20 protein-coding genes are annotated in these 23376 nt (G+C 51.9%); 9 read left to right on the top strand and 11 right to left on the bottom strand.

Going from position 1 to position 23376, the window contains the following annotated elements; translation table 11 throughout:
- Positions 1–94 precede the first annotated feature (94 nt).
- Positions 95–1273 carry an acetyl-CoA C-acetyltransferase gene (locus N7268_RS01060; RefSeq protein WP_198905967.1) on the top strand — a complete coding sequence of 393 codons (1179 nt, stop codon included), beginning with the start codon at positions 95–97 and terminating at the stop codon, positions 1271–1273.
- A gap of 466 nt (positions 1274–1739) precedes the next feature.
- Positions 1740–2423 carry an oligogalacturonate-specific porin KdgM family protein gene (locus N7268_RS01055; protein ID WP_260861500.1) on the top strand — a complete coding sequence of 228 codons (684 nt, stop codon included), beginning with the start codon at positions 1740–1742 and terminating at the stop codon, positions 2421–2423.
- Positions 2424–2592: 169 nt separating this feature from the next.
- On the opposite strand, the gene N7268_RS01050 is transcribed toward N7268_RS01055, so the two are convergent.
- A complete protein-coding gene (locus N7268_RS01050; RefSeq protein ID WP_260861499.1) occupies positions 2593–3768 on the bottom strand; it encodes an oligogalacturonate lyase family protein in 1176 nt (391 codons plus the stop codon).
- Between the two features lie 459 nt (positions 3769–4227).
- On the opposite strand from N7268_RS01050, the gene kduI reads away from it, so the two are divergent.
- From kduI to N7268_RS01035, 3 genes are all read left to right on the top strand, one after another.
- The gene (kduI, locus tag N7268_RS01045) at positions 4228–5064 is read left to right on the top strand and encodes a 5-dehydro-4-deoxy-D-glucuronate isomerase (RefSeq protein ID WP_260861498.1); all 837 of its coding nucleotides are present in this window, start codon (positions 4228–4230) and stop codon (positions 5062–5064) included.
- A 57-nt stretch (positions 5065–5121) separates the two neighbouring features.
- A complete protein-coding gene (gene kduD / locus N7268_RS01040; protein ID WP_260861497.1) occupies positions 5122–5883 on the top strand; it encodes a 2-dehydro-3-deoxy-D-gluconate 5-dehydrogenase KduD in 762 nt (253 codons plus the stop codon).
- A 315-nt stretch (positions 5884–6198) separates the two neighbouring features.
- Positions 6199–7617 carry a sugar porter family MFS transporter gene (locus tag N7268_RS01035; RefSeq protein WP_260861496.1) on the top strand — a complete coding sequence of 473 codons (1419 nt, stop codon included), beginning with the start codon at positions 6199–6201 and terminating at the stop codon, positions 7615–7617.
- Between the two features lie 94 nt (positions 7618–7711).
- On the opposite strand, the gene N7268_RS01030 is transcribed toward N7268_RS01035, so the two are convergent.
- The 5 genes from N7268_RS01030 to N7268_RS01010 all read right to left on the bottom strand — a co-directional run bounded on the left by N7268_RS01030 (position 7712) and on the right by N7268_RS01010 (position 12742).
- Complete coding sequence (locus N7268_RS01030) at positions 7712–8998, bottom strand: ABC transporter substrate-binding protein (RefSeq protein WP_260861495.1); 1287 nt, start codon at positions 8996–8998, stop codon at positions 7712–7714.
- A 14-nt stretch (positions 8999–9012) separates the two neighbouring features.
- Positions 9013–10140 carry an ABC transporter ATP-binding protein gene (locus N7268_RS01025; RefSeq protein WP_260861494.1) on the bottom strand — a complete coding sequence of 376 codons (1128 nt, stop codon included), beginning with the start codon at positions 10138–10140 and terminating at the stop codon, positions 9013–9015.
- A gap of 12 nt (positions 10141–10152) precedes the next feature.
- The gene (locus N7268_RS01020) at positions 10153–11055 is read right to left on the bottom strand and encodes a carbohydrate ABC transporter permease (protein ID WP_260861493.1); all 903 of its coding nucleotides are present in this window, start codon (positions 11053–11055) and stop codon (positions 10153–10155) included.
- Entirely contained in the window at positions 11048–11938 is an 891-nt protein-coding gene (locus N7268_RS01015) for a carbohydrate ABC transporter permease (protein WP_064542927.1), read from the bottom strand. Before N7268_RS01015 ends, N7268_RS01020 begins: the two co-directional genes overlap by 8 nt.
- Before the next feature lie 477 nt (positions 11939–12415).
- Positions 12416–12742 carry a cupin domain-containing protein gene (locus N7268_RS01010; protein WP_260861492.1) on the bottom strand — a complete coding sequence of 109 codons (327 nt, stop codon included), beginning with the start codon at positions 12740–12742 and terminating at the stop codon, positions 12416–12418.
- A gap of 141 nt (positions 12743–12883) precedes the next feature.
- Between N7268_RS01010 and N7268_RS01005 the strand changes: the two genes are divergently transcribed.
- Positions 12884–13576 (top strand): aspartate/glutamate racemase, encoded by a 693-nt coding sequence (locus N7268_RS01005; RefSeq protein ID WP_260861491.1) that lies wholly within the window; start codon positions 12884–12886, stop codon positions 13574–13576.
- Here N7268_RS01005 and N7268_RS01000 read toward each other — a convergent pair.
- The gene (locus tag N7268_RS01000; protein ID WP_260861490.1) at positions 13563–14498 is read right to left on the bottom strand and encodes a LysR family transcriptional regulator; all 936 of its coding nucleotides are present in this window, start codon (positions 14496–14498) and stop codon (positions 13563–13565) included. The two genes, N7268_RS01005 and N7268_RS01000, sit on opposite strands and share 14 nt — an antisense overlap.
- Positions 14499–14616: 118 nt before the next feature.
- Here N7268_RS01000 and lysA point away from each other — a divergent pair, with 118 nt between their 5' ends.
- Complete coding sequence (gene lysA / locus N7268_RS00995; protein ID WP_260861489.1) at positions 14617–15873, top strand: diaminopimelate decarboxylase; 1257 nt, start codon at positions 14617–14619, stop codon at positions 15871–15873.
- Positions 15874–15934: 61 nt separating this feature from the next.
- Here lysA and N7268_RS00990 read toward each other — a convergent pair whose 3' ends face one another.
- On the bottom strand, positions 15935–16945 hold the full coding sequence (locus tag N7268_RS00990) for a LacI family DNA-binding transcriptional regulator (protein WP_260861488.1): 1011 nt from the start codon (positions 16943–16945) through the stop codon (positions 15935–15937).
- A gap of 13 nt (positions 16946–16958) precedes the next feature.
- The gene (gene galR, locus N7268_RS00985; RefSeq protein WP_260861487.1) at positions 16959–17987 is read right to left on the bottom strand and encodes an HTH-type transcriptional regulator GalR; all 1029 of its coding nucleotides are present in this window, start codon (positions 17985–17987) and stop codon (positions 16959–16961) included.
- 591 nt (positions 17988–18578) lie between these two features.
- On the opposite strand from galR, the gene aas reads away from it, so the two are divergent.
- Together aas and lplT are read left to right on the top strand one after the other, a co-directional pair.
- Positions 18579–20738, top strand: a complete 2160-nt coding sequence (gene aas, locus N7268_RS00980; RefSeq protein WP_260861486.1) for a bifunctional acyl-ACP--phospholipid O-acyltransferase/long-chain-fatty-acid--ACP ligase — start codon at positions 18579–18581, stop codon at positions 20736–20738.
- Entirely contained in the window at positions 20731–21924 is a 1194-nt protein-coding gene (gene lplT / locus N7268_RS00975) for a lysophospholipid transporter LplT (protein ID WP_260861485.1), read from the top strand. The genes aas and lplT overlap by 8 nt, the downstream gene beginning before the upstream one ends.
- A gap of 68 nt (positions 21925–21992) precedes the next feature.
- Here lplT and N7268_RS00970 read toward each other — a convergent pair whose 3' ends face one another.
- On the bottom strand, positions 21993–23033 hold the full coding sequence (locus N7268_RS00970) for an NADP(H)-dependent aldo-keto reductase (protein WP_260861484.1): 1041 nt from the start codon (positions 23031–23033) through the stop codon (positions 21993–21995).
- A gap of 107 nt (positions 23034–23140) precedes the next feature.
- Complete coding sequence (gene ygdR / locus N7268_RS00965) at positions 23141–23359, bottom strand: lipoprotein YgdR (protein ID WP_000758660.1); 219 nt, start codon at positions 23357–23359, stop codon at positions 23141–23143.
- Between the last annotated feature and the right edge of the window lie 17 nt (positions 23360–23376).

Below are 23376 nucleotides of genomic sequence, written 5' to 3'. Positions count from 1 at the left end.
TCCTTTGTGATAAAAATCACCATTTTTAAACAACCATGATAACTATTTTTAACAATCATCTACTATTGCGATGTTATTTTGCGCAGAGGTGGTGATGAAAGAGGTTGTGATAGTGGGGGCGTTAAGGACACCGATTGGCTGCTTCCAGGGAACGCTGGCGCGTCACTCTGCCGTTGAGTTAGGCAGTATGGTGGTCAAAGCGTTAATGGAGCGGACAGGAGTGGACATCCACGCTATTGATGAAGTGATCCTCGGTCAGGTTCTCACGGCGGGTGCAGGACAAAACCCGGCGCGCCAGTCCGCCATCAATGGGGGATTACCCAATACCGTTTCTGCTATCACGATTAACGATGTGTGTGGTTCTGGTCTGAAAGCGCTGCATCTGGCGACACAGGCTATCCAGTGTGGTGAAGCGGATATTGTGATAGCGGGTGGGCAAGAGAACATGAGCCGCGCACCGCACGTCCTCACCGACAGCCGTACCGGGGCGCAACTCGGTAATAGCCAGCTGGTGGACAGTCTGGTGCATGACGGCTTGTGGGATGCTTTCAACGATTATCATATGGGCGTCACCGCCGAAAACCTGGCGCGGGAATACGGTATTAGCCGTGAACTGCAGGATGCCTACGCGCTGCGCTCTCAGCATAAAGCGCGCATGGCGATCGACGCCGGACGGTTTAAAGATGAGATTGTACCGGTTATTACCCAGCGTAACGGACAACCTTTCATCGTCGATACCGATGAACAGCCAAGAACGGACGCCAGCGCTGAAGGGCTGGCGCGTCTGGATCCCACGTTTGATCGCCTGGGATCGGTCACGGCGGGCAACGCGTCGTCCATCAACGATGGCGCGGCTGCGGTCATGATGATGAGTGAAGCCAAGGCGCAGGCGCTGAATTTGCCGGTGCTGGCACGCATTCGCGCTTTTGCCAGCGTCGGGGTTGATCCCGCATTGATGGGGATTGCGCCTGTCTACGCCACCCGCCGCTGCCTTGAACGGGTCGGCTGGCAACTGGCGGATGTTGATCTGATCGAGGCCAATGAGGCTTTCGCCGCGCAGGCGCTCTCGGTGGGAAAAGTACTGGAATGGGACGAACGTCGGGTCAATGTCAATGGCGGAGCCATCGCGCTGGGTCACCCCATTGGCGCATCCGGGTGCCGTATTCTGGTTTCACTGGTACATGAGATGGTTAAACGTCAGGCGCGCAAAGGTCTGGCGACGTTGTGCATCGGCGGCGGCCAGGGTGTTGCATTGGCTATCGAACGCGATTAAACCGCTTAACGGCTTCTCCCTTCTCGAGATTTTTTCACTGCGCTGACGCGAATCAGGTGGCAGCGCATCTGTGTTATATCCTGAAATAAGTAAAATTCACTCTGAAACATTCTGACGGACTCTCTCGCCAGTCATTCTTTCTCTTCATCTTAACTATATAACCAATAATATTATTACCATGATTAAGGTAACCGTAGTCACTATTGCGCGTTATTGTTTAACTCATTGTTTTTTATGATTTGTTTTCATTACAGGTCTACTCTCCATGCGTTTTAATTAAAATGAAATGTGAACCTTATCCTCTTTTTTGAACGTTATCGCGAATTTTATTTGATATTCATCACGGCGTGAGTGTCCATTTTTTTTGAAACAAATATTTACGATCATGATCACTAAAATATCGGTGTTAAAAAAATAAAATGCAATTCCATAAAAAAGAAACATCATTTTAATTTGAGGATAGCAAATGTTTAAAAAAACTCTGGTACTCGCGTCTTTAATTGGTGCATCCTTTGCCGCGCAAGCGGTAACCGTAGACTTACGTCATGAATATATTGATAGCGGAGCGAATGCTGACCGTGTGTCCGTGTCACATCGTTTTGAAAATGGTTTAGGTTTTACCGTGGAAGCAAAATGGAAATCAGGCGGTGATAAAGCCGACCAGCCTTTTGCTGATGTGGTCGGTAATGGTCATGAAGATTCAATTAACTGGCGCTGGAAAGCAACCAGCAATATTGCGGTTACACCGGGTCTTACGCTTGAAAGCAATGATAGCCGTACCATCTACAAACCTAACCTGCACCTGCAATATAGCTTTGATAATGGTTTCTACGTAGCCACGCGTTATCGTTATGAATATACGCGTTATCCTTCAAACCCGGACAAAAAAGATGACAAAGTTAACCGTGGTGATGCCTGGGTAGGCTTCGTATTGGGTGACTGGCGTACTGAGCTGAACTATGTTTATGCGCGAAGCTCTGAAGGCTTCAGCCGTAACAATAATAAACCTTATTCCAATGAATATAATGCCAAGTTAGCGTATAAGTGGGATAAAAACTGGGCACCGTATGTTGAAGTGGGTAATGTCGGCGTGCAAAAAACCGATGAGCGTCAAACCCGTTATCGTGTCGGCGTTGCTTATAGCTTCTAAATAAAAGCATCTCCCTTATCGAAATACCCCGGAGCAGTTAGCCGGGGTTTTTTGCTGCTTATTATTCAGCACTCAGACGTTCACCAGGAATAAAAAAAGCCCTCCGTAAGGAGGGCAAGACCAGTAACAGAAACACTAACTCAAATACAGGGCATTACACTTACGGGGACTACAGTTGAAACAGTTCCGGTTGTTCAGGCAGCTTTGCAATATAAAGCGCCGGTTTACCGTCTTTATCTGAACTAAACAGCACCGCACGATCGTCAGGTGTAAATGACGGATGCGGATGGGTTACCTGACGGCTGTTTGCCACCGTCGCCCATGAGGTATCATGGCGAGCGATACGGAAACAACTTTTCTTCGCTACATCAAACCCGTACAGATACGGATCGTTATCGATGGTGTAACCACCGGTATCTTTCACATCCACCGGTGTGCCGGAGCCATCACCGACCAGCAGGCTGCCATCAAAATTGCTCATTAAATGTGAACAGGCTGGCATCAACATGACGGCTTCGTTTACGCCGGTGTCCGGGTTAAAGCTGGAGATGGTACGCCCTTGCTGACCTTTCAGATAAGAGACATACACCAGCGCAGAGCCGTTGGGCACCCAGAATTCATGTGTGCAGCTTTCACCTTCCGCATGATCTTTCACTTTGCGCACATGGCTGCCATCTTCATTGACCAGCCACATCCGCGCATCAATAAGATCGTGCGGCCCTTCGTGACAGAAGGCGACGGTGTTATCGTCGAACGGACGGTAAATGGGGTGACCTAACCAGTTTTTCTCTTCGTGAATCACCGCGCTTTCGCCGGTCTGTAAATCGACACGCAGCAACCGGCAGTGCGGGTTTTTATGGAAGAAGTCGTGGAAAAGCTGCCAGCTATTCAGCGGGGTCCAGTCGCTTTTGGCGATTTCGATACCGACCAGTTTTGTGCAGTCGCTGTTCGCCACCCAGGTGCCGTATCCCACCCAGTCATCCGCCACGCGATACACTTCGCGTTCCGCCAGCGTTTTTAGATTGACTTCCAGTAAGGTACGGTCATTTTTTACATAATAGAGAGCGCTATCGTCCGGGGATAAAAAACCGCCGAAGGTATTATCGCCCGCACCTTCGGTAAGCTGAACAGCTTCGGCTTTGGCGAGATCCAGTAAATAGTAGTTCCAGTGACCATCAAACTCCCCAGCAAACAGCAGATGGCTGCCATCATTAAAGAAGCATTTCTGATAGAAATAGTTTCGATGACAGGTGACTTCCGGTGGGGTCAGCCGGGTGACTTCCACGCCTGTATCCGGATCGCGACTGACTTCATAGTTCAGTTTGACCCGCATGCCTTTAGCCATAATGCACTCCTTTTACCGTGCGCAGGAGGTGAACGCTCTGCGCCAGTACCCAGATTTATGAATGATTTAAAAAACAGGTATTAATTTATCAAAACAATGTTTCATTGTGTGTGATTGATAACGCACTTTGTAAGATAAGATGTGTCAGTCCGTCTTTAACCCCGCTGTTTTTTCAACGCGTTATCTCTACCTCTAATGAGCTACGTTTTTTGTTGTTTTTCTATCTTAATGTTTTATATGAATTTTATTTGCATTAATCGGATGTGTTCTCGTTATTTATCGTCGCTAGCGTGATCGCAACTGCATTTTTGATAATAAGATGCAGAAAAAGTGAAACAACGTTTTAGTTGTAATTGAAAACACGTTCCGGGAGGGATATCATTAACGCATTAGGTAAAACGGAACGGTGTTTTGTAATCCGTTTAAGCATTCACGGTCAATTTATCACTGGAGGTAAATGTGGACGTAAGACAAAGTATCCACAGTGCGCATGCTAAAACCCTGGACACTCAGGCGCTGCGTAATGAATTTTTGGTAGAAGAAGTGTTTGTTGCCGACGAATACACCATGGTTTACAGCCACATCGACCGTATTATTGTGGGCGGCATTATGCCAGTGGCCAGTACCGTATCCGTGGGCGGTGAAGTCGGCAAACAGCTGGGCGTCTCTTACTTCCTGGAGCGTCGCGAGTTAGGCGTGATCAATATCGGTGGCCCTGGCACCATTACCGTAGACGGACAGTGCTATGAGATTGGTCATCGCGATGCGCTGTATGTCGGTAAAGGCGCGAAAGAAGTGGTTTTTGCCAGCATCGATGCGGCAAAACCGGCCAAGTTCTACTACAACTGCGCACCCGCACACACCACTTATCCAACCAAAAAAGTGACGCCAGCAGACGTTGCGCCTGTGACCCTGGGTGATGACCTCACCAGCAACCGCCGTACCATCAACAAATACTTCGTGCCGGACGTACTGGAAACCTGCCAGTTGAGCATGGGGCTGACAGAGCTGGCGCCGGGTAATCTGTGGAATACCATGCCGTGCCATACCCATGAACGCCGCATGGAAGTGTATTTCTACTTCAACATGGAAGAAGACACATGTGTCTTCCATATGATGGGTCAGCCTCAGGAAACGCGTCATATTGTGATGCACAACGAGCAGGCGGTGATTTCTCCAAGTTGGTCGATCCACTCTGGCGTGGGCACAAAAGCCTATACGTTCATTTGGGGCATGGTCGGCGAAAACCAGGTCTTTGATGACATGGACCACGTTGCAGTAAAAGATCTGCGCTAGTCGCGGGCGGCAACCCTGCCTGTCTGTGACGGGCACTATAAAAAATAAGGACTTATAATGATTTTGAATGCATTCTCTTTGAAAGGTAAAGTCGCCGTTGTGACAGGTTGTGACACCGGTCTGGGTCAGGGGATGGCGCTGGGTCTGGCTGAAGCAGGTTGTGATATCGTCGGTATCAACATCGTTGAGCCGAAGGAAACCATCGAACGCGTTACCGCACTGGGTCGTCGCTTTTTAAGCCTGACCGCCGATCTGCGTCAAATTGACGGTATCCCGGCGCTGCTAGAGCGTGCGGTGGCAGAATTTGGTCACATTGATATTCTGGTCAATAACGCGGGTCTTATCCGTCGTGATGATGCGATCAACTTCAGTGAAAAAGACTGGGACGACGTCATGAACCTGAACATTAAGAGCGTGTTCTTTATGTCTCAGGCTGCGGCGAAACATTTCATCGCCCAGGGTAACGGCGGGAAAATTATTAACATCGCCTCCATGCTCTCCTTCCAGGGCGGTATCCGCGTTCCGTCTTACACCGCATCAAAAAGCGGCGTAATGGGCGTAACCCGTCTGATGGCCAACGAGTGGGCCAAACACAACATCAACGTCAATGCGATTGCGCCGGGCTATATGGCGACCAACAACACGCAACAACTGCGTGCTGATGAGCAGCGCAGCGCAGAAATTCTCGATCGCATCCCGGCGGGTCGTTGGGGACTGCCGGACGATCTGAAAGGGCCAATTGTGTTCCTGGCATCCAGCGCATCTGACTACATCAATGGCTACACCGTTGCGGTAGACGGCGGCTGGCTGGCGCGTTAATTCGTTATTCTCTCTACGCAACCCTGCCATCTGGCGGGGTTTTTTTATGCCCTTTGTTATTTTAATCCATATTGTGTCTATAAATTAATCCATATGTAATGCCGCAAGGTTCAATGATTTCTATTTAATACTATTAAATATCAGTGAATTAAATTTAATTGATCGTTTATTGATAAATTTTAAAATTGGAATATCCATCACATAACGCTATAGCGTAGCTGTTTCATCCATGTTTTTGCCGTTTCCTGCCTGACGCCTTCTATAAGGGATCCCTTACTTTCACTGTCAGGGTTACTCATTATCAGGCAGGAAAAAATGGTCTCAATTAATCATGATGCTGCTTTAGCGCCGCGCACTCTACGCGACACGCGACGGATGAATCTGTTTGTCTCGGTTTCAGCTGCCGTCGCAGGTTTGTTATTTGGTCTGGATATTGGGGTGATTTCAGGTTCGCTGCCTTTTATCACCGATCACTTTGCACTGAACAGCCGTCTGCAGGAGTGGGTGGTCAGCAGCATGATGCTCGGTGCGGCGATTGGCGCGCTTTTCAACGGCTGGCTCTCATTCCGCCTGGGGCGTAAATACAGTCTGATGGTCGGTGCGATTCTCTTTGTTCTCGGATCGCTGGGATCGGCCTTTGCGACCAGCGTCGGGATCCTGATCTTCGCCCGCGTGGTGCTGGGTGTTGCCGTCGGGATTGCATCGTATACCGCTCCGCTTTATCTCTCCGAAATGGCCAGCGAAAATGTGCGCGGCAAAATGATCAGTATGTATCAACTGATGGTGACGCTGGGCATTGTCCTGGCTTTTCTATCGGATACGGCGTTCAGTTACACCGGCAACTGGCGCGCCATGTTGGGTGTGCTGGCGCTACCCGCCGTTGTGCTGATTATCCTGGTGGTGTTTTTACCTAACAGTCCACGCTGGTTAGCACAAAAAGGGCGGCATATTGAAGCCGAAGAGGTGTTGCGTATGCTGCGTGACACGTCAGAAAAAGCCCGTGATGAACTGAATGAAATTCGTGAAAGCCTGAAACTCAAGCAGGGGGGATGGGCGCTTTTCAAAGCCAACAGCAACGTGCGTCGCGCGGTCTTTTTGGGCATGCTGCTCCAGGCGATGCAGCAGTTCACCGGGATGAATATCATCATGTACTACGCGCCGCGCATTTTTAAAATGGCGGGCTTTACCACCACCGAGCAACAGATGATCGCCACGCTGGTGGTTGGTTTAACCTTTATGTTTGCGACGTTTATTGCGGTCTTTACGGTGGATAAAGCAGGGCGTAAACCGGCGCTGAAAATCGGTTTTACCGTCATGGCGTTGGGAACGTTGGTGCTGGGTTACTGCCTGATGCAGTTTGATAACGGCACGGCCTCCAGCGGTCTTTCCTGGCTGTCGGTTGGAATGACCATGATGTGTATTGCAGGCTATGCGATGAGTGCCGCGCCAGTGGTATGGATCCTGTGCTCCGAAATTCAGCCGCTCAAATGCCGTGACTTTGGTATTACCTGCTCGACAACGACTAACTGGGTGTCAAATATGATCATCGGTGCCACGTTCCTGACGCTGCTCGACAGCATTGGCGCAGCCGGTACTTTCTGGCTTTACACCGTGCTGAACGTCGCGTTCATCGGGATCACATTCTGGCTGATTCCTGAAACCAAAAACGTCACGCTGGAACATATTGAACGTCGACTGATGGCGGGAGAAAAGTTAAGGAATATTGGCGTTTGAATCAATGCCGGATAATGGCGTAACGCCTTATCCGGCCTGGTTTTCACGGACACTGCAGGCCGGGTAAGCGCGAGCGCGACCCGGCCTTTTTACTTTAGCGCATGGCGCGTTTCAGAATACGTTCCGCCTGACGCTGGAAGTCAGCAGCCGTTTCTTCAACGGTTTTCTGACCGTAGTCGATGTATTGCAGGGAAGTACCGAACTGCGCGACGATCTGCGGGTCATCAAAGTAAGGCGACACGGAGAGTTTGGCGGGCAGAGACTGCGCCAGACGCAAACCGGCTACCGACGGATCGTTTTCTTTGATGGCACCGCTTTGCGTCAGGATCTCGACGGCCGCTTTACTCAGCGGTACACCGCGCTCCAGACCCAACGTTTCAACGCCTTCTTTGCTGTTCAGCAGGAAGTTAATGACTTTAGCTGCCGCTTCCGGGTTTTTCGTCGATTTACCGATGGAGAGCATCTGCGCAGGTTTAAAGAACAGACCGGCATCCGTTGCGCCTGGCATCATCGGGTAGCTACCCAGTTCCAGTTTGGCTGGTGGCTTCAGGTTGTCGGAGTATTTTTTAATGGTCGAGTTCCACATATAGGTGCCGCCCCACTCACCCTCGATCCACGGTTTCATCTCATACATGTTGCTCTTACCAAAGGAGGCATAATATTTGGTATCCGGCATGACATGGCTATCGACCAGCTTTTTGTAGGTCTGGAAAAACTCGACCCACTGCTCTTTGCTGTAAGAGAGCTTTTTCGCTTTCTCATCGACGGCTGGAATATTGTATTTCTGCGTCATGTAAGAGTTCAGCAGCGCCAGCGTATCCTGGTGCTCCAGAACCACTGGGTAGTACTGCTTGCCGAGCTTACTTTCAAAAGCCTTGCCCGCAGCCATCAGTTCTTCCCAGGTTTTCGGGTATTCGACGCCCGCTTTTTTCCAGGTCTCGTCGTTAAAGTAGAACACGCGAGCGGTCACGGAGATCGGAATGCCGTTCAGCTTGCCGTTCACCGTCGTGGTTTGCAGCTCTTTGGCATCGAACTGGGTTAAGTCGATAACATCCTTCATTTTGTTCAGGTCATAAAAGCCGTCGCCATTTTTCGAGAAAATCGGCAACCAGTTCCAGTTGGTTTGCATCACATCTGGCTCTGTACCGCCCGCAATTTGCGTGGTCAGGCGAGATAAGTGTCCATCCCAGCCGGTGTATTCGGCTTTGACGTTGATATCCGGGTTTTGCTTGTGAAACTCTTCCAGCGCTTTCAGTGTGACCTGGTGGCGGCCATTGCCTCCCCACCAGGACATACGTAAATCAACATCTTTTGCCATTGAAGGCAGCGCGGTCAGGCCCAGAGTTGCGGAGATAGCTGCGCTTAAAAGCACTTTTTTCATTTTTATAACTCCAATTAGAGAGAGATGTTCTTTTCAGTTTTTGCGTCAAAGATATGACATTTATTCATGTCGAACTTGAAATACACCTTGCGATGAAGACCCTTTTCAATCATGGGCTTAGCTTCATCAGAAGGAATGCGGGCAGTGAGTTCATAATCGGCAACTTTCAGGTACACGAAGAATTCATGCCCCATGTTTTCCACGCGCACCATTTCGCCGCTACAACCCCCTTGCGCAAACGGCTCGTCAGAAAGAGAGACAAATTCCGGGCGGATGCCGTAGAAAATCTCCTGTGCCTGATGGTCGGCAACCTTGTCCTGCAACGCAGCAGTTAATGGCATCGTTTCATTGCCGATGACGAAGGCCAGACGGCCGGCTTCATTAACCAGCTTGCTGGCACGGATGTTCATTTCTGGTGCGCCGATAAAACCGGCGACGAACATATTCTTCGGCTTGTGGTACAGGTTGTCCGGGGTGTCCACCTGCATGATGTGGCCGAGCTTCATGACGCAGATGCGATCGCCCATGGTCATGGCTTCAGTCTGATCGTGGGTGACGTAAACGGTGGTGGCAGGCTTTCCTGATTTCTTCAACTGCTTGTGCAGGTCGGAAATACGGATACGCATGGACGCACGCAGCTTGGCATCAAGGTTAGACAGCGGTTCGTCGAACAGGAACACGTCCGGTTTTTTCACGATCGCACGGCCGACGGCCACACGCTGTGCCTGACCACCGGAGAGCTGGCGCGGCAGGCGTTCCAGCAGTTCTTCCAGCTCGAGGATTTTCGCCGCTTCATCAACTTGCTTATCAATCTGGTCTTTCGGCAGTTTGCTCAGCTTCAGGCCGAACGCCAGGTTTTCGCGCACGGTCATGTGCGGATACAGCGCATAGTTCTGGAACACCATCGCAATACCGCGTTCTTTCGGCGCGAGATTATTGACGATTTTTTCTCCAATGCGTACTTCGCCGCCGCTGATGGTTTCCAGACCCGCAAGCATGCGCAGGGTAGTGGATTTGGCGCAGCCGGACGGGCCGACAATCACCATGAATTCTCCTTCTGCGATTTTCAGGTCGATACCATGTACCGCTTTGAAGCCGTTGGAGTAGACTTTTTCCAGTTTGTTGAAAATAACTTCAGCCATGATATTTCCCTCTTAACCTTTAATTCCGCTGCTGGTAACGCCCTGTACGAAGTAGCGTTGTGCCAGGAAGAACACAATGATGGATGGCAGAATGGAGATGCTCGCCATTGCCAGAATTTCGTTCCACGGCGCACCTTCGGTAACGTCGATGGACATTTTCAGAGCCAGTGCAATCGGGTACTTATCGACGCTGTAGACATAAATCAGCGGGCCGATAAAGTCGTTCATGGACCACATGAACTGGAACAGTGCGACAGAGATAATGGCCGGTTTCAGAATCGGCACCACCACGTACCACAGCACCTGCAAGGAGTTGCAGCCGTCAATCTGCGCCGCTTCTTCCATGTCACGCGGTACGCCGCGCAGGAACTGAATCAGCATGAAGACGAAGAACCCCTGCGTGGCGAACGCCAGCGGCAGGTACAGCGGCATATAGCTGTTGAGCATGCCCATTTCACGGAACATCAGGTACTGAGGGATCAGCAGCACGGTGCTCGGCAGCAACATGGTGGTAATGAGCGTGGCGAACCAGAATTTCTTCCACGGGATCTCGAAGCGGGCAAAACCGTACGCCACGATGGTGGAGGAGATAATGGTCAAAATCACTTTCGGGATCACATACTTAAAGGTGTTCAGCATGTAATGGCCGAAGTTGTATTCGGTACCGGTTTTCCAGCCGTTGACAAAACCATCCCAGGTCGCGTGTGCAGGCCACAGGCTCAGGGTGGTGAAGATCTCGTGGTTCGGCTTGAACGATGCCGAGAACATCCACACCAGCGGATACAGCATCAACAGACCGACCAGCAGCAGGATCACGTAACGGATAGCGGCGTTAATTTTTTCCCGGCGCAGGGTGCGGGCCACTTCACGCTCAGCGATATTCCGCGCTTCTGAGATTTCTTGGATATCAGCCATTTTTGCCTCCCTTATCGGCGGAGTAGAACACCCAGTATTTCGAAGACTTGAAGGCAATTGCCGCAAAGACAGCCACTACCAGGAACAGGACCCATGCCAGCGCGGCGCCGTAACCCATGTCAAAGTACTTAAACGCGGTATCGTAGATGTAGAGTGAGAACAGATAGGTGGAGTAGGTCGGTCCGCCACCGGTTATCACATACGGGCCGGTAAACTCCTGGAAGGCCTGAGTGGTTTGCATAATAAAGTTGAAGAAAATAACCGGCGTGATCAGCGGTACGGTCACTTTCATGAACATCTGCCATTTGGATGCGCCATCGATCATCGCCGCTTCATACTGAGACTGCGGTACGTTTTGCAGCGCGGCCAGGAAGATAACCATCGCGGAACCGAACTGCCAGACACGTAGCAGGGTAACGGACATCAGCGCCAGAGAAGGTTCGCCGAGCCAGTTGACCGGGTCGAAACCGAACACGCCAATAAAACTGTTTAGCAGGCCGTCAATGGCAAATAGCGCGCGCCACAATACGGCGATAGCAACGGAGCTACCCAGAATGGACGGAATATAATAAGCCGTACGGAAAAAACCGATTCCGCGTAATTTAAAATTCAGAACAAATGCGATCCCTAATGCAAATGCCAGTTTTAACGGGATGGTTAAAAAGACATAGGCAAAGGTGACACCCATTGATTTCCAGAAGAGGGCGTCTTCGGTAAACATGTAGCGATAGTTTTCAATCCCGTTAAATACGGGCGGACTCATCAAATCGTACTCAGTAAAACTGAGGAAGAAAGATGAAACGAACGGGAAAGCTGTAAAGATTATCAACCCGATGATATAGGGTGATATCCACGCCAGCCCCAGCATTCTGTTTTCATTCATAGCGACCTACCTGGCAAGTAATGGTTTAATACGGATTCAGTTGTAACTGACCAGACATACTTTTGGGTTGTCCGGGATGTCTGCGTTCTGTGCCTGTTTGCGATAGCAACGCTCCCTGTTACTTATTGATATATGGTGTTTTTCATCTCTTTCCTGAACGGGTGGTTAACCTCTTTTTAAGTTTGGTGAACCACTGTTCTTAATTTGTAAAACATCGTTTTAATTTATTTTATTGCGATTTGTTTCTACGTCATTCAGATAATGATGGAAATGTGATCAAAGTCGAAACGGTGTTTCAAATAGGTGAGGCGGGCGTCAAATTTGGACAATACATGCCAGTTTTTTCAGGATTGTGATGACATGTATGGCAGCGCTAATTGCAGATAAAACATCGAAAGTTATATTGTTTACTGGCTAACAATTCTATTCAGAGCAAAAAAAAGCCTTCCCACAGGGAAGGCCCGAGAACAGGAGAAATTACGCTTTCAGGAAATCTTCGCGTACCGGTGTGAAGGTATCCAGTAATGTGCCGGGTTTTATACAAACGCAGCCGTGCATAATATTGGGCTGCTTATAAAGCGTGTCACCTGCGCGAACGACATGCTTTTCTTCCCCAATGGAAAATTCAAACTCGCCGGATAAAACATAGGTTAACTGTTCATGCGGGTGATTGTGCATCGGGCCAATTGCACCTTGCTCGAAGTTCACTTCAACGGCCATCATTTTGCCATCGTGAGCCAGAATGCGGCGAGTCACGCCATTGCCCAGATCTTCAAGCATCGTATCTTTATGAAAAATAAACATCTGGCAGTCCTGTATTATGTTGAAACAATGTTTCATTAAATTTATATCAGAAGTGCTCAAAAAGAAACGTGCACTTACAGATGTGGAAAGTTGATCACATCTTTGGTTCACTGGAGTGATGACAACGAACAAGGAAAAAAAATGAAAACGATCGGTCTGTTAGGCGGCATGAGTTGGGAATCCACCATCCCTTACTATCGGCTCATTAATGAAGGGGTGAAGCAGCGCCTGGGCGGGCTGCATTCGGCGCAAATTTTGCTGCATAGCGTCGATTTTCACGAGATTGAAGCCTGTCAGTCAAGCGGTGACTGGCAACAGGCCGGAGAGATCCTGGCACAGGCCGCAACAGGGCTTCAGCAGGCGGGCGCAGAAGGCATTGTCCTGTGTACCAACACGATGCATAAAGTCGCCGGGGCGATAGAAACGGCCTGCGATGTGCCGTTCCTGCACATTGCGGATGCGACGGGCAGAGCCATCAGCCAGCAGAACATGTCTAATGTGGCGCTGCTCGGTACGCGCTACACCATGGAGCAGGATTTCTATCGCGGACGTCTGCAGGACGCATTTGGCATTAGCACGTTGATTCCCGGGCAGGATGACAGGCAGAAAATTAACCAAATCATCTTTGAAGAGTTATGCCTGGGGACATTCAGTGAGGCTTCACGCGATTATTACCTGAGTGTGATTGCCGGGTTGGCGCGTCAGGGGGCGCAGGGCGTGATTTTTGGTTGTACAGAGATTGGTCTGCTGGTACCGGCTGCGCTGAGTCCGCTGCCGGTGTTTGATACGGCCGCGATCCACGCGGCGGATGCGGTCGAATTCATGCTTTCGTAAGCGGGTCCAGAATCGAATCCAGCGGCGCAATCAAACGCGGCAGGTGCGTTTGCAGATGCGCCGTGAAGGCATCGACCAGCGCAGATGCGGGACGGTGGAGTGGGCGGATCAAGCTGACAGTAAACGGGACATCAATACTGAAGCGTCGAACGACAACGCCACTGGCCGCATAATCCAGCGCGGTGAGGGCGTTGACGATTGAGATCCCTGCACCGGCTCTGACCATTGCGCACACGGATGCTGCGCTGTGCGTTTCCACGACCATTCTGCGTTTTACCTGATGCTCATTGAACAGCGTGTCCAGCAACTGGCGGTAACTGTCTGTGCGCGACAGGCTAATGTAATTTTCGCCCTGAAAATCTTCCGGCGTCAGCACCGCTTTCGCGCTCAGCGGATGTCCCGATGGCAGGACGCACACTTCATTCAAGGTGAGCAGCGCAGTGCGTTCTGTGCCTGCGGGCGTATGCAGCGTTTCCGTCAGCCCCAGATCGTGGCGCTGGGCTGAAAGCCACTCCTCCAGCAACGGCGACTCTTGCGGCACGATGTTCAGACTGACATCCGGGTAACGTGCCAGAAAGGGCTGCAACAGAGTGGGCAAAAAGGATTGTGAAAATACCGGCAGGCAGACAATCGATAACTCCCCCTGACGGAACTCGCGCAGGCTTTCGGCGGCGCTGACGATGCGGTCAAGGCCATACCAGGATCGTTGCACCTCTTCAAACAGTCGCAGCCCTTGCACCGTCGGATGCAGTCGGCCGCGTGTGCGTTCAAACAGGGTTAAGCCCAGCACCTTCTCAAATCGAGCCAGTTCCCGGCTGACGGTAGGTTGCGAGGTGTGCAGCATCCGCGCGGCTTCCGTCAGGTTGCCTGCGGTCATGATGGCATGGAAAATTTCAATGTGGCGCAGGTTAACGGCGGGCATGGGCGATCCTCGAATAAACCAGTCCATATCATTTTTGCATAGACTCACGATAAAACGATATTTTTTATTCTCTTCAGCCTGTGGCGTAATCCTAAAAAAGCCAATACCGGAGTACACCATGCCACGCCCACTCAACAGCACTGACACTGACCTGACCGCCGACAACCTGCTACGCCTGCCTGCCGAGTTTGGCTGCCCGGTGTGGGTCTATGATGCACAGATTATTCGCGCGCAGATTGCCAAGCTGAATCAGTTTGATGTGGTGCGTTTTGCCCAGAAGGCGTGTTCGAATGTGCATATTCTGCGTCTGATGCGCGAGCAGGGCGTGAAGGTTGACTCGGTATCGTTAGGCGAAATTGAACGTGCGCTGGCGGCAGGCTATGTGCCGGGTAATGATGAGATCGTCTTCACCGCCGATATGATTGATAACGCGACCTTAGCAAGAGTGCATGAGTTGCGCATTCCGGTAAACGCCGGGTCGGTGGATATGCTTGAACAACTGGGTCAGGTATCGCCGGGGCACCGCGTATGGCTACGTGTTAACCCGGGTTTTGGCCACGGGCATAGCCAGAAAACCAACACCGGCGGCGAGAACAGTAAGCACGGTATCTGGTACAGCGATCTTCCGGCGGCGCTGGAGGTGATTCAGCGCTACGCGCTGAAACTGGTCGGGATTCACATGCATATCGGTTCTGGCGTGGACTATGGTCATCTGGAACAGGTGTGCGGCGCGATGGTGCGTCAGGTCATTGAGTTTGACCAGGATCTTGAAGCGATCTCCGCTGGCGGCGGTTTATCGATCCCGTATCGCGAAGGCGAAGAGGCGATCAATACCGATCACTACTTCGGCCTGTGGAACGCCGCGCGTGAACGCATTGCGCGTCATCTGGGGCACCCTGTCAAACTGGAGATTGAACCTGGTCGCTTTCTGGTGGCGGAAGCGGGTGTACTGGTGGCCCAAGTGCGCAGCGTAAAAGAGATGGGAAGCCGTCACTTTGTGTTGATCGATGCGGGCTTTAACGATCTGATGCGCCCGGCGATGTACGGCAGTTATCACCATATTTCCGTGCTGGCAGGCGATGGCCGTTCGCTGGAACAGACTCCGTTACTGGAAACGGTGGTTGCCGGGCCGCTGTGCGAATCCGGTGACGTGTTTACTCAGCAGGAAGGCGGCAAAGTGGAAACTCGCCTGTTGCCTGCGGTCGTTCCGGGGGATTACCTGGTCTTACATGACACGGGAGCCTACGGTGCGTCGATGTCATCGAACTACAATAGCCGTCCGCTGCTGCCGGAAGTCCTGTTTGATAACGGCGTGGCGCGACTGATTCGCCGCCGCCAGACCATTGAAGAGCTGTTAGCGCTGGAACTGTTTTAAGGGGTTGCCCGATGGCGTTGCGCTTCTCGGGCTGATCGTTTCTTCTGGTATCGACGGTACGTTACGTAAAATGCGGCCCGTGGATCACCGACTCGCGCAATACCAGTTTGCCTGTAAACGGGGGGATCGGCTCTACGTTTTCGCCGTTTGCCAGGCGGATGGCCTGGTCAATCGCCGTGGTTATCATGGTATCGATCGGCAGGTACACGGTAGACAATGCCGGTTCAAGCCATTTTGCGCTGGGCGCATCGTCGAAGCCAAACAGCGAAATATCCTCTGGGATCTTCAGCCCGGCCTGATGTAATGCTTTTGATGCGCCGAGTGCCATGTCATCGTTACAGGCGAACAGGGCGCTGAATGTCACCCCTTCCTCCAGCAATTCACGGCAGGCTTCGTAGCCGCGTGTCATCGTTGAATCGCCATATTTGACCTTACTGGGATCCCAGGGAATACCGTTTTTTTCCAGCGCCTTACGATATCCCAGCAACCGGGATTTACCGGTCGGCGTATGATTCGGCACGGTGATACAGGCGATATCGCGGTGCCCTTGTGAGATCAGATAATTGACCGCCTGGTACGCGGCATCTTCCTGTTCAAAGAAAATCGCGCGGTCGCGAGACTGGCTGATATCACGGTTGATGACCAGCAAGGGCATGTCAATGCTGTCCATCAGCGACATGATCGCCTTTTCACTCATATAGCGCGTGTAGAGAATAATGGCGTCGCACTGCCGGTCGGCCAGCATTTGCACGGCTTCCTGCTCGCGTTCTGGCGTATCGTGGCCGTCGGTCACAATCAGTTGCTTACCGTGGGATTCAGTCTGGCGTGACGCCTGTTGCAGCAAACGGCCAAAGTAGAATCCATCAAATGTGGAGACCACCAGGCCAATGCTGTTACTGGTGCGGTTTGCCAGCGAACGCGCCAAAAAATTGGGCCGATAGTCCAGCGCCTGCATGGCCTTAAAGACTTTCTGGCGAGTGCTCTCTTTAACCTGACCTGTTCCGTTCAGCACACGCGAAACGGTCGCTTTTGATACGCCAGCATGACGTGAAACATCCAACATCGTTGTCATGACGCTACCCTGATTAATCGTTTGACGAAGAATTCCCTGACTCTGGTAGCGTTGAAACGGAATGCCTGCGCACCAGAGTTGGGTTAAAGACGTGGGTAATTTCGGGCACAGGGCGCTTTTCTGCCAGCGCGAGCGCCAGTTCGGCAGCCTGAGTGGCCATCGTCACGATAGGGTAACGTACCGTCGTCAGCCGTGGACGTACGTAGCGGGAAACCAGCACATCATCAAAACCAATCAGTGAGATTTCACCCGGCACGTCGATGCCATTGTCATTTAATACGCCCATGGCGCCAGCCGCCATCGAGTCGTTGTAACAGGCGACCGCCGTGAAATTTTTACCACGCCCGAGCAATTCGGTCATCGCCTGCTCGCCGCCGCTTTCATCCGGTTCGCCAAAAGTCACCAGCCGGTCGTTAACCGGTATGTTGCTTTCCGCCAGCGCGTCGTAATAGCCCTGCAGACGATCTTCTGCATCCGAAATGGTGTGATTGGAACAGAGATAACCGATGCGCGTATGACCCTGCTGGATGAGGTGTCGGGTGGCAAGCCATGCGCCGTAACGGTCATCCAGGGCGACACAGCGTTGTTCGAAACCGGGCAGAATTCGGTTGATCAGCACCATACCGGGGATCTGTTTCATTAATGACGCCAGATCCGCGTCCGGGATGATTTTGGCATGAACAACGAGCGCTGCGCAGCGGTGGCGAATGAGCTGCTCGATCGCCTGACGTTCCTTTTGTTCGTTATGGTAGCCGTTGCCAATCAGTAAGAAGTTACCGGTGTTGTAGGCCACCTGCTCGACAGCTTTAACCATTGCCCCGAAGAACGGATCGGACACATCACCCACCACCAGACCAATGGTCTCTGTGGATTGTTGCGCCAGCGCACGCGCATTGGCGTTGGGGTGGTAGCTGAGTGATTCCATTGCACTCATTACAGCCAGACGCGATGCTTCGCTGGCTTTGGGGGAATCATTGATCACTCGAGAAACGGTGGCGACTGATACACCAGCTAGTCGGGCTACATCCTTTATGGTCGCCATGATAGTACCTGTTGTGGGTAAACGCTTACATTCCGTCAGTGTTACGGAAAACGGCTGGCTGTTCAAGCAGATTGCCCGTCAGGACTTCGCAAATGTGAGCGGGCACGAGCGAAGTAAGACAGAAAATAGAAAATGAAAATCTTTGCTTACACTTTGCGATGACCTGTTGCGATTGTTCGCTGGTGAGAAAACAGAACTGATTGCTAGAGTTGAGATCCCAGAGGTATTGATAGGTGAAATCGACTTTCGAGTTGATCACTAGAATTACACCAGCCTGCGCAGATGCGCAGGTTTTTTTTTGCCCGAATGGCATCTGTAACAGTAACTAATAATTTACACAACTCGTTGCATTTGGGTTCATTCCTTTGCGTTTTCGTACTGGCGTATCTGTCACGTGGCAGCCACAATCAAGATCCCAGAGGTATTGATTGGTGAGATTATTCGGTACGCATTTCGTACCCTGTCTCTTGCACCAACCTGCGCGGATGCGCAGGTTTTTTTTGGGATTCTATTTACCTGTCGCGCCCACCCCCCAACTCGTATAATCTGCCACCATTCATCTTTAGATAATTGATGGTACAGGGAGTTGAGATGCTATTAGGGTTTTTTCGCAATCTGTTTCGCGTGCTTTTTCGGGTTCGCGTCACGGGCGATATCCGTGCGCTACAGGGAGAGCGTGTCTTAATCACGCCCAATCATGTCTCATTTATTGATGGGATGTTGCTGGCGCTATTTTTACCGATTCGTCCCGTCTTTGCCGTTTACACCTCCATCAGCCAGCAATGGTATATGCGTTGGCTCACCCCGCTGATTGATTTCGTGCCGTTAGACCCGACCAAACCGATGTCGATTAAACATCTGGTGCGTCTGGTTGAGCAGGGCCGCCCGGTGGTTATCTTCCCGGAAGGACGCATTTCAACGACCGGCTCACTGATGAAAATCTATGATGGTGCCGGATTTGTCGCTGCCAAATCGGGAGCGACGGTCGTTCCGATACGCATTGAAGGTGCTGAACTGACCCGCTTTAGCCGCCTGAAAGGTCTGGTGAAGCAGCGACTCTTCCCGCATATCCGGCTTCACATCTTGCCTCCCACCACATTACCTATGCCAGAAGCGCCGCGCGCCCGCGATCGCCGCAAGATGGCGGGTGAAATGCTGCATCAGATCATGATGGAAGCGCGTATGGCTGTGCGCCCGCGGGAAACGCTGTATGAATCTCTGCTGGCCGCGAAATACCGCTTTGGCGCCGGTAAAAACTGCATTGAAGACATTAATTTCACCCCCGATAGCTATCGCAAATTGCTGACAAAAACGCTGTTTGTTGCCCGTATCCTGGAAAAATACAGCGCGGAAGGCGAGAAAATCGGCCTGATGCTGCCAAACGCGGGGATCAGCGCTGCCGTTATTTTTGGTGCCATTGCTCGCCGACGTATCCCGGCAATGATGAACTACACGGCGGGTGTGAAAGGATTAACCAGCGCGATTACGGCCTCTGAAATCAAAACCATTTTTACCTCCCGACAGTTTCTTGATAAAGGCAAACTCTGGCATCTGCCGGAGCAACTGACTCAGGTGCGTTGGGTGTATCTGGAAGATTTAAAAGCTGATGTGACCCTGGGCGATAAGCTGTGGATTTTTTCTCATCTGCTGATGCCGCATCTGGCACAGGTGAAGCAACAGCCAGAAGAGGCCGCGGTGATCCTCTTTACTTCAGGCTCAGAGGGAAATCCAAAAGGCGTGGTGCACAGCCACAAGAGTATTCTGGCGAACGTCGAACAAATTAAAACGATTGCTGATTTCACTGCTGACGATCGTTTTATGTCAGCATTGCCGCTGTTTCACTCCTTTGGTCTGACGGTCGGGTTGTTCACCCCGTTACTGACCGGGGCTGAGGTTTTCCTTTATCCCAGCCCACTGCATTACCGTATTGTGCCGGAACTGGTTTACGACCGTAACTGCACCGTTTTGTTTGGCACCTCGACATTCCTTGGTAACTACGCGCGGTTTGCCCATCCCTATGATTTTCACCGCCTGCGCTATGTGGTGGCGGGCGCTGAAAAACTGCAAGACAGTACCAAACAGCTGTGGCAGGAAAAATTTGGACTGCGCGTACTGGAAGGTTATGGCGTGACGGAATGTGCGCCGGTGGTGTCTATTAACGTACCGATGGCGGCAAAATCGGGAACGGTAGGGCGCATCCTTCCTGGTATGGATGCCCGGCTTCTGGCGGTGCCAGGTATTGAGGACGGTGGGCGGTTACAGCTTAAAGGTCCTAATATTATGAGCGGCTATTTGCGCGTTGAAAAACCGGGCGTGCTGGAAGTGCCGACGGCGGAAAATGCCCAGGGTGTTATCGAGCATGGCTGGTACGACACCGGTGACATTGTGCGCTTTGATGAGAACGGTTTTGTGCAGATTCAGGGGCGCGCCAAACGTTTTGCCAAAATTGCCGGTGAGATGGTCTCACTTGAAATGGTGGAGCAGCTGGCGCTGGCGGTCTCAGCTGACAAAATGCACGCCACGGCCATCAAGAGCGATGCCAGCAAAGGAGAGGCGCTGGTGCTGTTCACCACGGACAGCGAGCTGAACCGCGAAAAATTGCTGCAGTACGCAAGAGCGCACGGCGTTCCTGAACTTGCCGTACCGCGTGATATACGGCACCTGAAACAACTCCCACTGCTCGGTAGCGGTAAGCCAGATTTTGTGACGCTGAAACGCTGGGTAGATGAACCGGAAGAACAACATGCGTGAGTCAGTACACACTAACACTTCAATCTGGTCTAAAGGCATGTTGTCGGTCATTGCTGCGCAGTTTCTGTCGGCATTTGGCGATAACGCGCTGTTATTTGCCACGCTGGCGTTGCTGAAAGCGCAGTTTTACCCGGACTGGAGTCAGCCGATCCTGCAAATGGTGTTTGTGGGTGCTTACATTCTGTTTGCGCCTTTTGTGGGGCAGATTGCGGATAGCTTTGCCAAAGGTCGGGTGATGATGTTTGCTAACGGCCTCAAGCTGTTAGGTGCAGCGAGCATCTGCTTCGGTGTTAACCCCTTCCTCGGCTATACGCTGGTGGGGATTGGTGCGGCGGCTTACTCTCCGGCGAAGTATGGCATTCTCGGCGAGCTGACGACCGGCGACAAACTGGTGAAAGCCAACGGTCTGATGGAAGCGTCAACCATTGCGGCTATCTTACTTGGCTCGGTTGCGGGCGGCGTACTGGCCGACTGGCATGTGATCGCCGCGCTCTCTGCCTGCGCGCTGGCTTATGCCGGTGCCGTTGTTGCAAACCTGTTTATCCCTAAGCTGGCTGCGGCTCGTCCTGGTCAGTCCTGGCATCTGGGAAAAATGACGCGCAGCTTTTTCTGTGCGGCATCTTCATTGTGGCGTAGCGGCGACACGCGTTTCTCGTTAGTCGGCACCAGTCTCTTCTGGGGGGCAGGCGTGACGCTACGTTTTCTGCTGGTGCTGTGGGTGCCGGTGGCGCTGGGTATCACCGATAACGCCACGCCGACCTACCTCAATGCCATGGTCGCCATCGGGATTGTGGTAGGCGCGGGTGCGGCAGCGAAGCTGGTAACGCTGGAAACGGTGTCCCGCTGCATGCCTGCGGGGATCTTAATTGGCGTCGGGGTGCTGTTCTTATCCCTGCAACATGCGCTGCTTCCATCCTACGCGCTGCTGATGCTTATCGGGATGCTGGGGGGCTTTTTTGTGGTGCCGCTGAATGCGCTATTGCAGGAGCGAGGCAAAAAAAGCGTCGGTGCGGGCAATGCCATTGCTGTACAAAACCTGGGCGAAAACAGCGCCATGCTGTTAATGCTCGGTATTTACTCACTGGCGGTACTGGTGGGGATACCGGCGGTAGCCATTGGTATTGGGTTCGGCGCGCTGTTCGCGCTGGCGATCACGGCGCTGTGGATCTGGCAACGCCGCCATTAGTCTCTACAGTGCGTGAGTTGGATAAGGCGCATTTGCGCCTTATCCGGCAGGAACATCGCATGACTTCATCACGGTGCAGGGTAGGTATAAACCTGATGTACCGCTTCAATCTCCGCCAGTACCTCTTCGCTCAATTCCAGATACAGGCTTTCGACGTTGGTTTTCAACTGCGCCATTGTCGTTGCGCCCAGCAGGGTGCTGGCGACAAAGGGCTGGCGACGAACAAATGCCAGCGCCATCTGGGCCGGATCGAGATGATGGCGTTTCGCAATATCCACATAGGCCGCCACGGCTTTTTGCGTCTGTTCACCGCTGTAGCGCGTGAAGCGGCTAAACAGTGTATTGCGCGCGCCGGCCGGTTTTGCGCCGTTGAGGTATTTACCGGTTAAGGTGCCAAACCCCAGGCAAGAGTAAGCCAGTAACTCAACCCCTTCGTACTGGCTGACTTCGGCGAGACCGACTTCAAAGCTACGGTTCAACAGGCTGTAGGGGTTCTGAATGGTGGCGATACGCGGCAGGTCGTGTTTGTCTGCCAGGTGCAGGTAGCGCATCACGCCAAATGCCGTTTCATTGGAAACGCCGATGTAGCGGATCTTTCCTGCCCGCTGAAACTCTGCCAGCGCGTCCAGCGTATCCAGCAGAGAAACCACCGGCGCGGAATCTGTCCAGCTATAGCCCAGCTTTCCAAAGCAGTTTGTCGGGCGCTGCGGCCAGTGAACCTGATACAGATCGAGATAATCGGTCTGCAGTCTTTTCAGGCTGTCGTGCAGTGCTTCACGGATATTTTTACGATCCAGCGCCTGATTGGGGCGAATGCCGCTGTCGTTGTTACGCGACGGGCCGCTGACTTTCGAGGCAACGATCAGTTTTTCACGGTTGCCGTGTTTGGCAAGCCAGTTACCGACGTAGGTTTCTGTGAGCCCCTGGGTTTCAGGGCGAGGCGGTACCGGATACATCTCGGCAACGTCAATTAAATTGATGCCTTGCGCGACGGCATAGTCGAGCTGTGCATGGGCGTCGGCTTCGCTGTTTTGTTCACCAAACGTCATTGTGCCCAGCCCCAGTGTACTGACTTCCAGCGAGCTGTGGGGTATACGGTGATATTGCATAGCCGTTTCCTTTTTATAATCACGACATAAGGATTATAAAAATGGCTGAGGGAAGGGAAAAAGGGAAGCAAAATTGTTAAGGCCAGCTGCGTTGCTGACCTCAACCATCAACGCTCAATAATTTGAGAGACATCGTCGCGGTTAATCTGCATCGCGTTGCCTTGCTGATCGTGGTAGCTCACCAGACCGGTATCGTCGTCTATTTCGGGTTTTCCATCGGTCAGGATCATACGACCATCTTTTGTCGCCATGACATAATCACTGCTGCAACCAGAAACGGCAAAAGCCAGTCCTACGGCGGAAATTAAAACTGCCCATTTTTTCATTTGCTTACCCTCACATG

Origin of the sequence: Citrobacter sp. Marseille-Q6884, assembly GCF_945906775.1 — a bacterium.
Taxonomy (GTDB): Bacteria; Pseudomonadota; Gammaproteobacteria; order Enterobacterales; family Enterobacteriaceae; genus Citrobacter.
Note: the sequence above shows the minus strand (reverse complement) of the source record. Positions and strands in the feature narration are given on the sequence as shown.

What these genes read in the sequence shown, in the direction of transcription:
- N7268_RS01060 (WP_198905967.1), top strand. Translation starts at nt 95, where the DNA reads ATGAAAGAGGTTGTGATAGTGGGGGCGTTAAGGACACCGATTGGCTGC.
- N7268_RS01055 (WP_260861500.1), top strand. Translation starts at nt 1,740, where the DNA reads ATGTTTAAAAAAACTCTGGTACTCGCGTCTTTAATTGGTGCATCCTTT.
- N7268_RS01050 (WP_260861499.1), bottom strand. Translation starts at nt 3,768, where the DNA reads ATGGCTAAAGGCATGCGGGTCAAACTGAACTATGAAGTCAGTCGCGAT.
- kduD (WP_260861497.1), top strand. Translation starts at nt 5,122, where the DNA reads ATGATTTTGAATGCATTCTCTTTGAAAGGTAAAGTCGCCGTTGTGACA.
- N7268_RS01035 (WP_260861496.1), top strand. Translation starts at nt 6,199, where the DNA reads ATGGTCTCAATTAATCATGATGCTGCTTTAGCGCCGCGCACTCTACGC.
- N7268_RS01030 (WP_260861495.1), bottom strand. Translation starts at nt 8,998, where the DNA reads ATGAAAAAAGTGCTTTTAAGCGCAGCTATCTCCGCAACTCTGGGCCTG.
- N7268_RS01025 (WP_260861494.1), bottom strand. Translation starts at nt 10,140, where the DNA reads ATGGCTGAAGTTATTTTCAACAAACTGGAAAAAGTCTACTCCAACGGC.
- N7268_RS01020 (WP_260861493.1), bottom strand. Translation starts at nt 11,055, where the DNA reads ATGGCTGATATCCAAGAAATCTCAGAAGCGCGGAATATCGCTGAGCGT.
- N7268_RS01015 (WP_064542927.1), bottom strand. Translation starts at nt 11,938, where the DNA reads ATGAATGAAAACAGAATGCTGGGGCTGGCGTGGATATCACCCTATATC.
- N7268_RS01010 (WP_260861492.1), bottom strand. Translation starts at nt 12,742, where the DNA reads ATGTTTATTTTTCATAAAGATACGATGCTTGAAGATCTGGGCAATGGC.
- N7268_RS01005 (WP_260861491.1), top strand. Translation starts at nt 12,884, where the DNA reads ATGAAAACGATCGGTCTGTTAGGCGGCATGAGTTGGGAATCCACCATC.
- N7268_RS01000 (WP_260861490.1), bottom strand. Translation starts at nt 14,498, where the DNA reads ATGCCCGCCGTTAACCTGCGCCACATTGAAATTTTCCATGCCATCATG.
- lysA (WP_260861489.1), top strand. Translation starts at nt 14,617, where the DNA reads ATGCCACGCCCACTCAACAGCACTGACACTGACCTGACCGCCGACAAC.
- N7268_RS00990 (WP_260861488.1), bottom strand. Translation starts at nt 16,945, where the DNA reads ATGACAACGATGTTGGATGTTTCACGTCATGCTGGCGTATCAAAAGCG.
- galR (WP_260861487.1), bottom strand. Translation starts at nt 17,987, where the DNA reads ATGGCGACCATAAAGGATGTAGCCCGACTAGCTGGTGTATCAGTCGCC.
- aas (WP_260861486.1), top strand. Translation starts at nt 18,579, where the DNA reads ATGCTATTAGGGTTTTTTCGCAATCTGTTTCGCGTGCTTTTTCGGGTT.
- lplT (WP_260861485.1), top strand. Translation starts at nt 20,731, where the DNA reads ATGCGTGAGTCAGTACACACTAACACTTCAATCTGGTCTAAAGGCATG.
- N7268_RS00970 (WP_260861484.1), bottom strand. Translation starts at nt 23,033, where the DNA reads ATGCAATATCACCGTATACCCCACAGCTCGCTGGAAGTCAGTACACTG.
- ygdR (WP_000758660.1), bottom strand. Translation starts at nt 23,359, where the DNA reads ATGAAAAAATGGGCAGTTTTAATTTCCGCCGTAGGACTGGCTTTTGCC.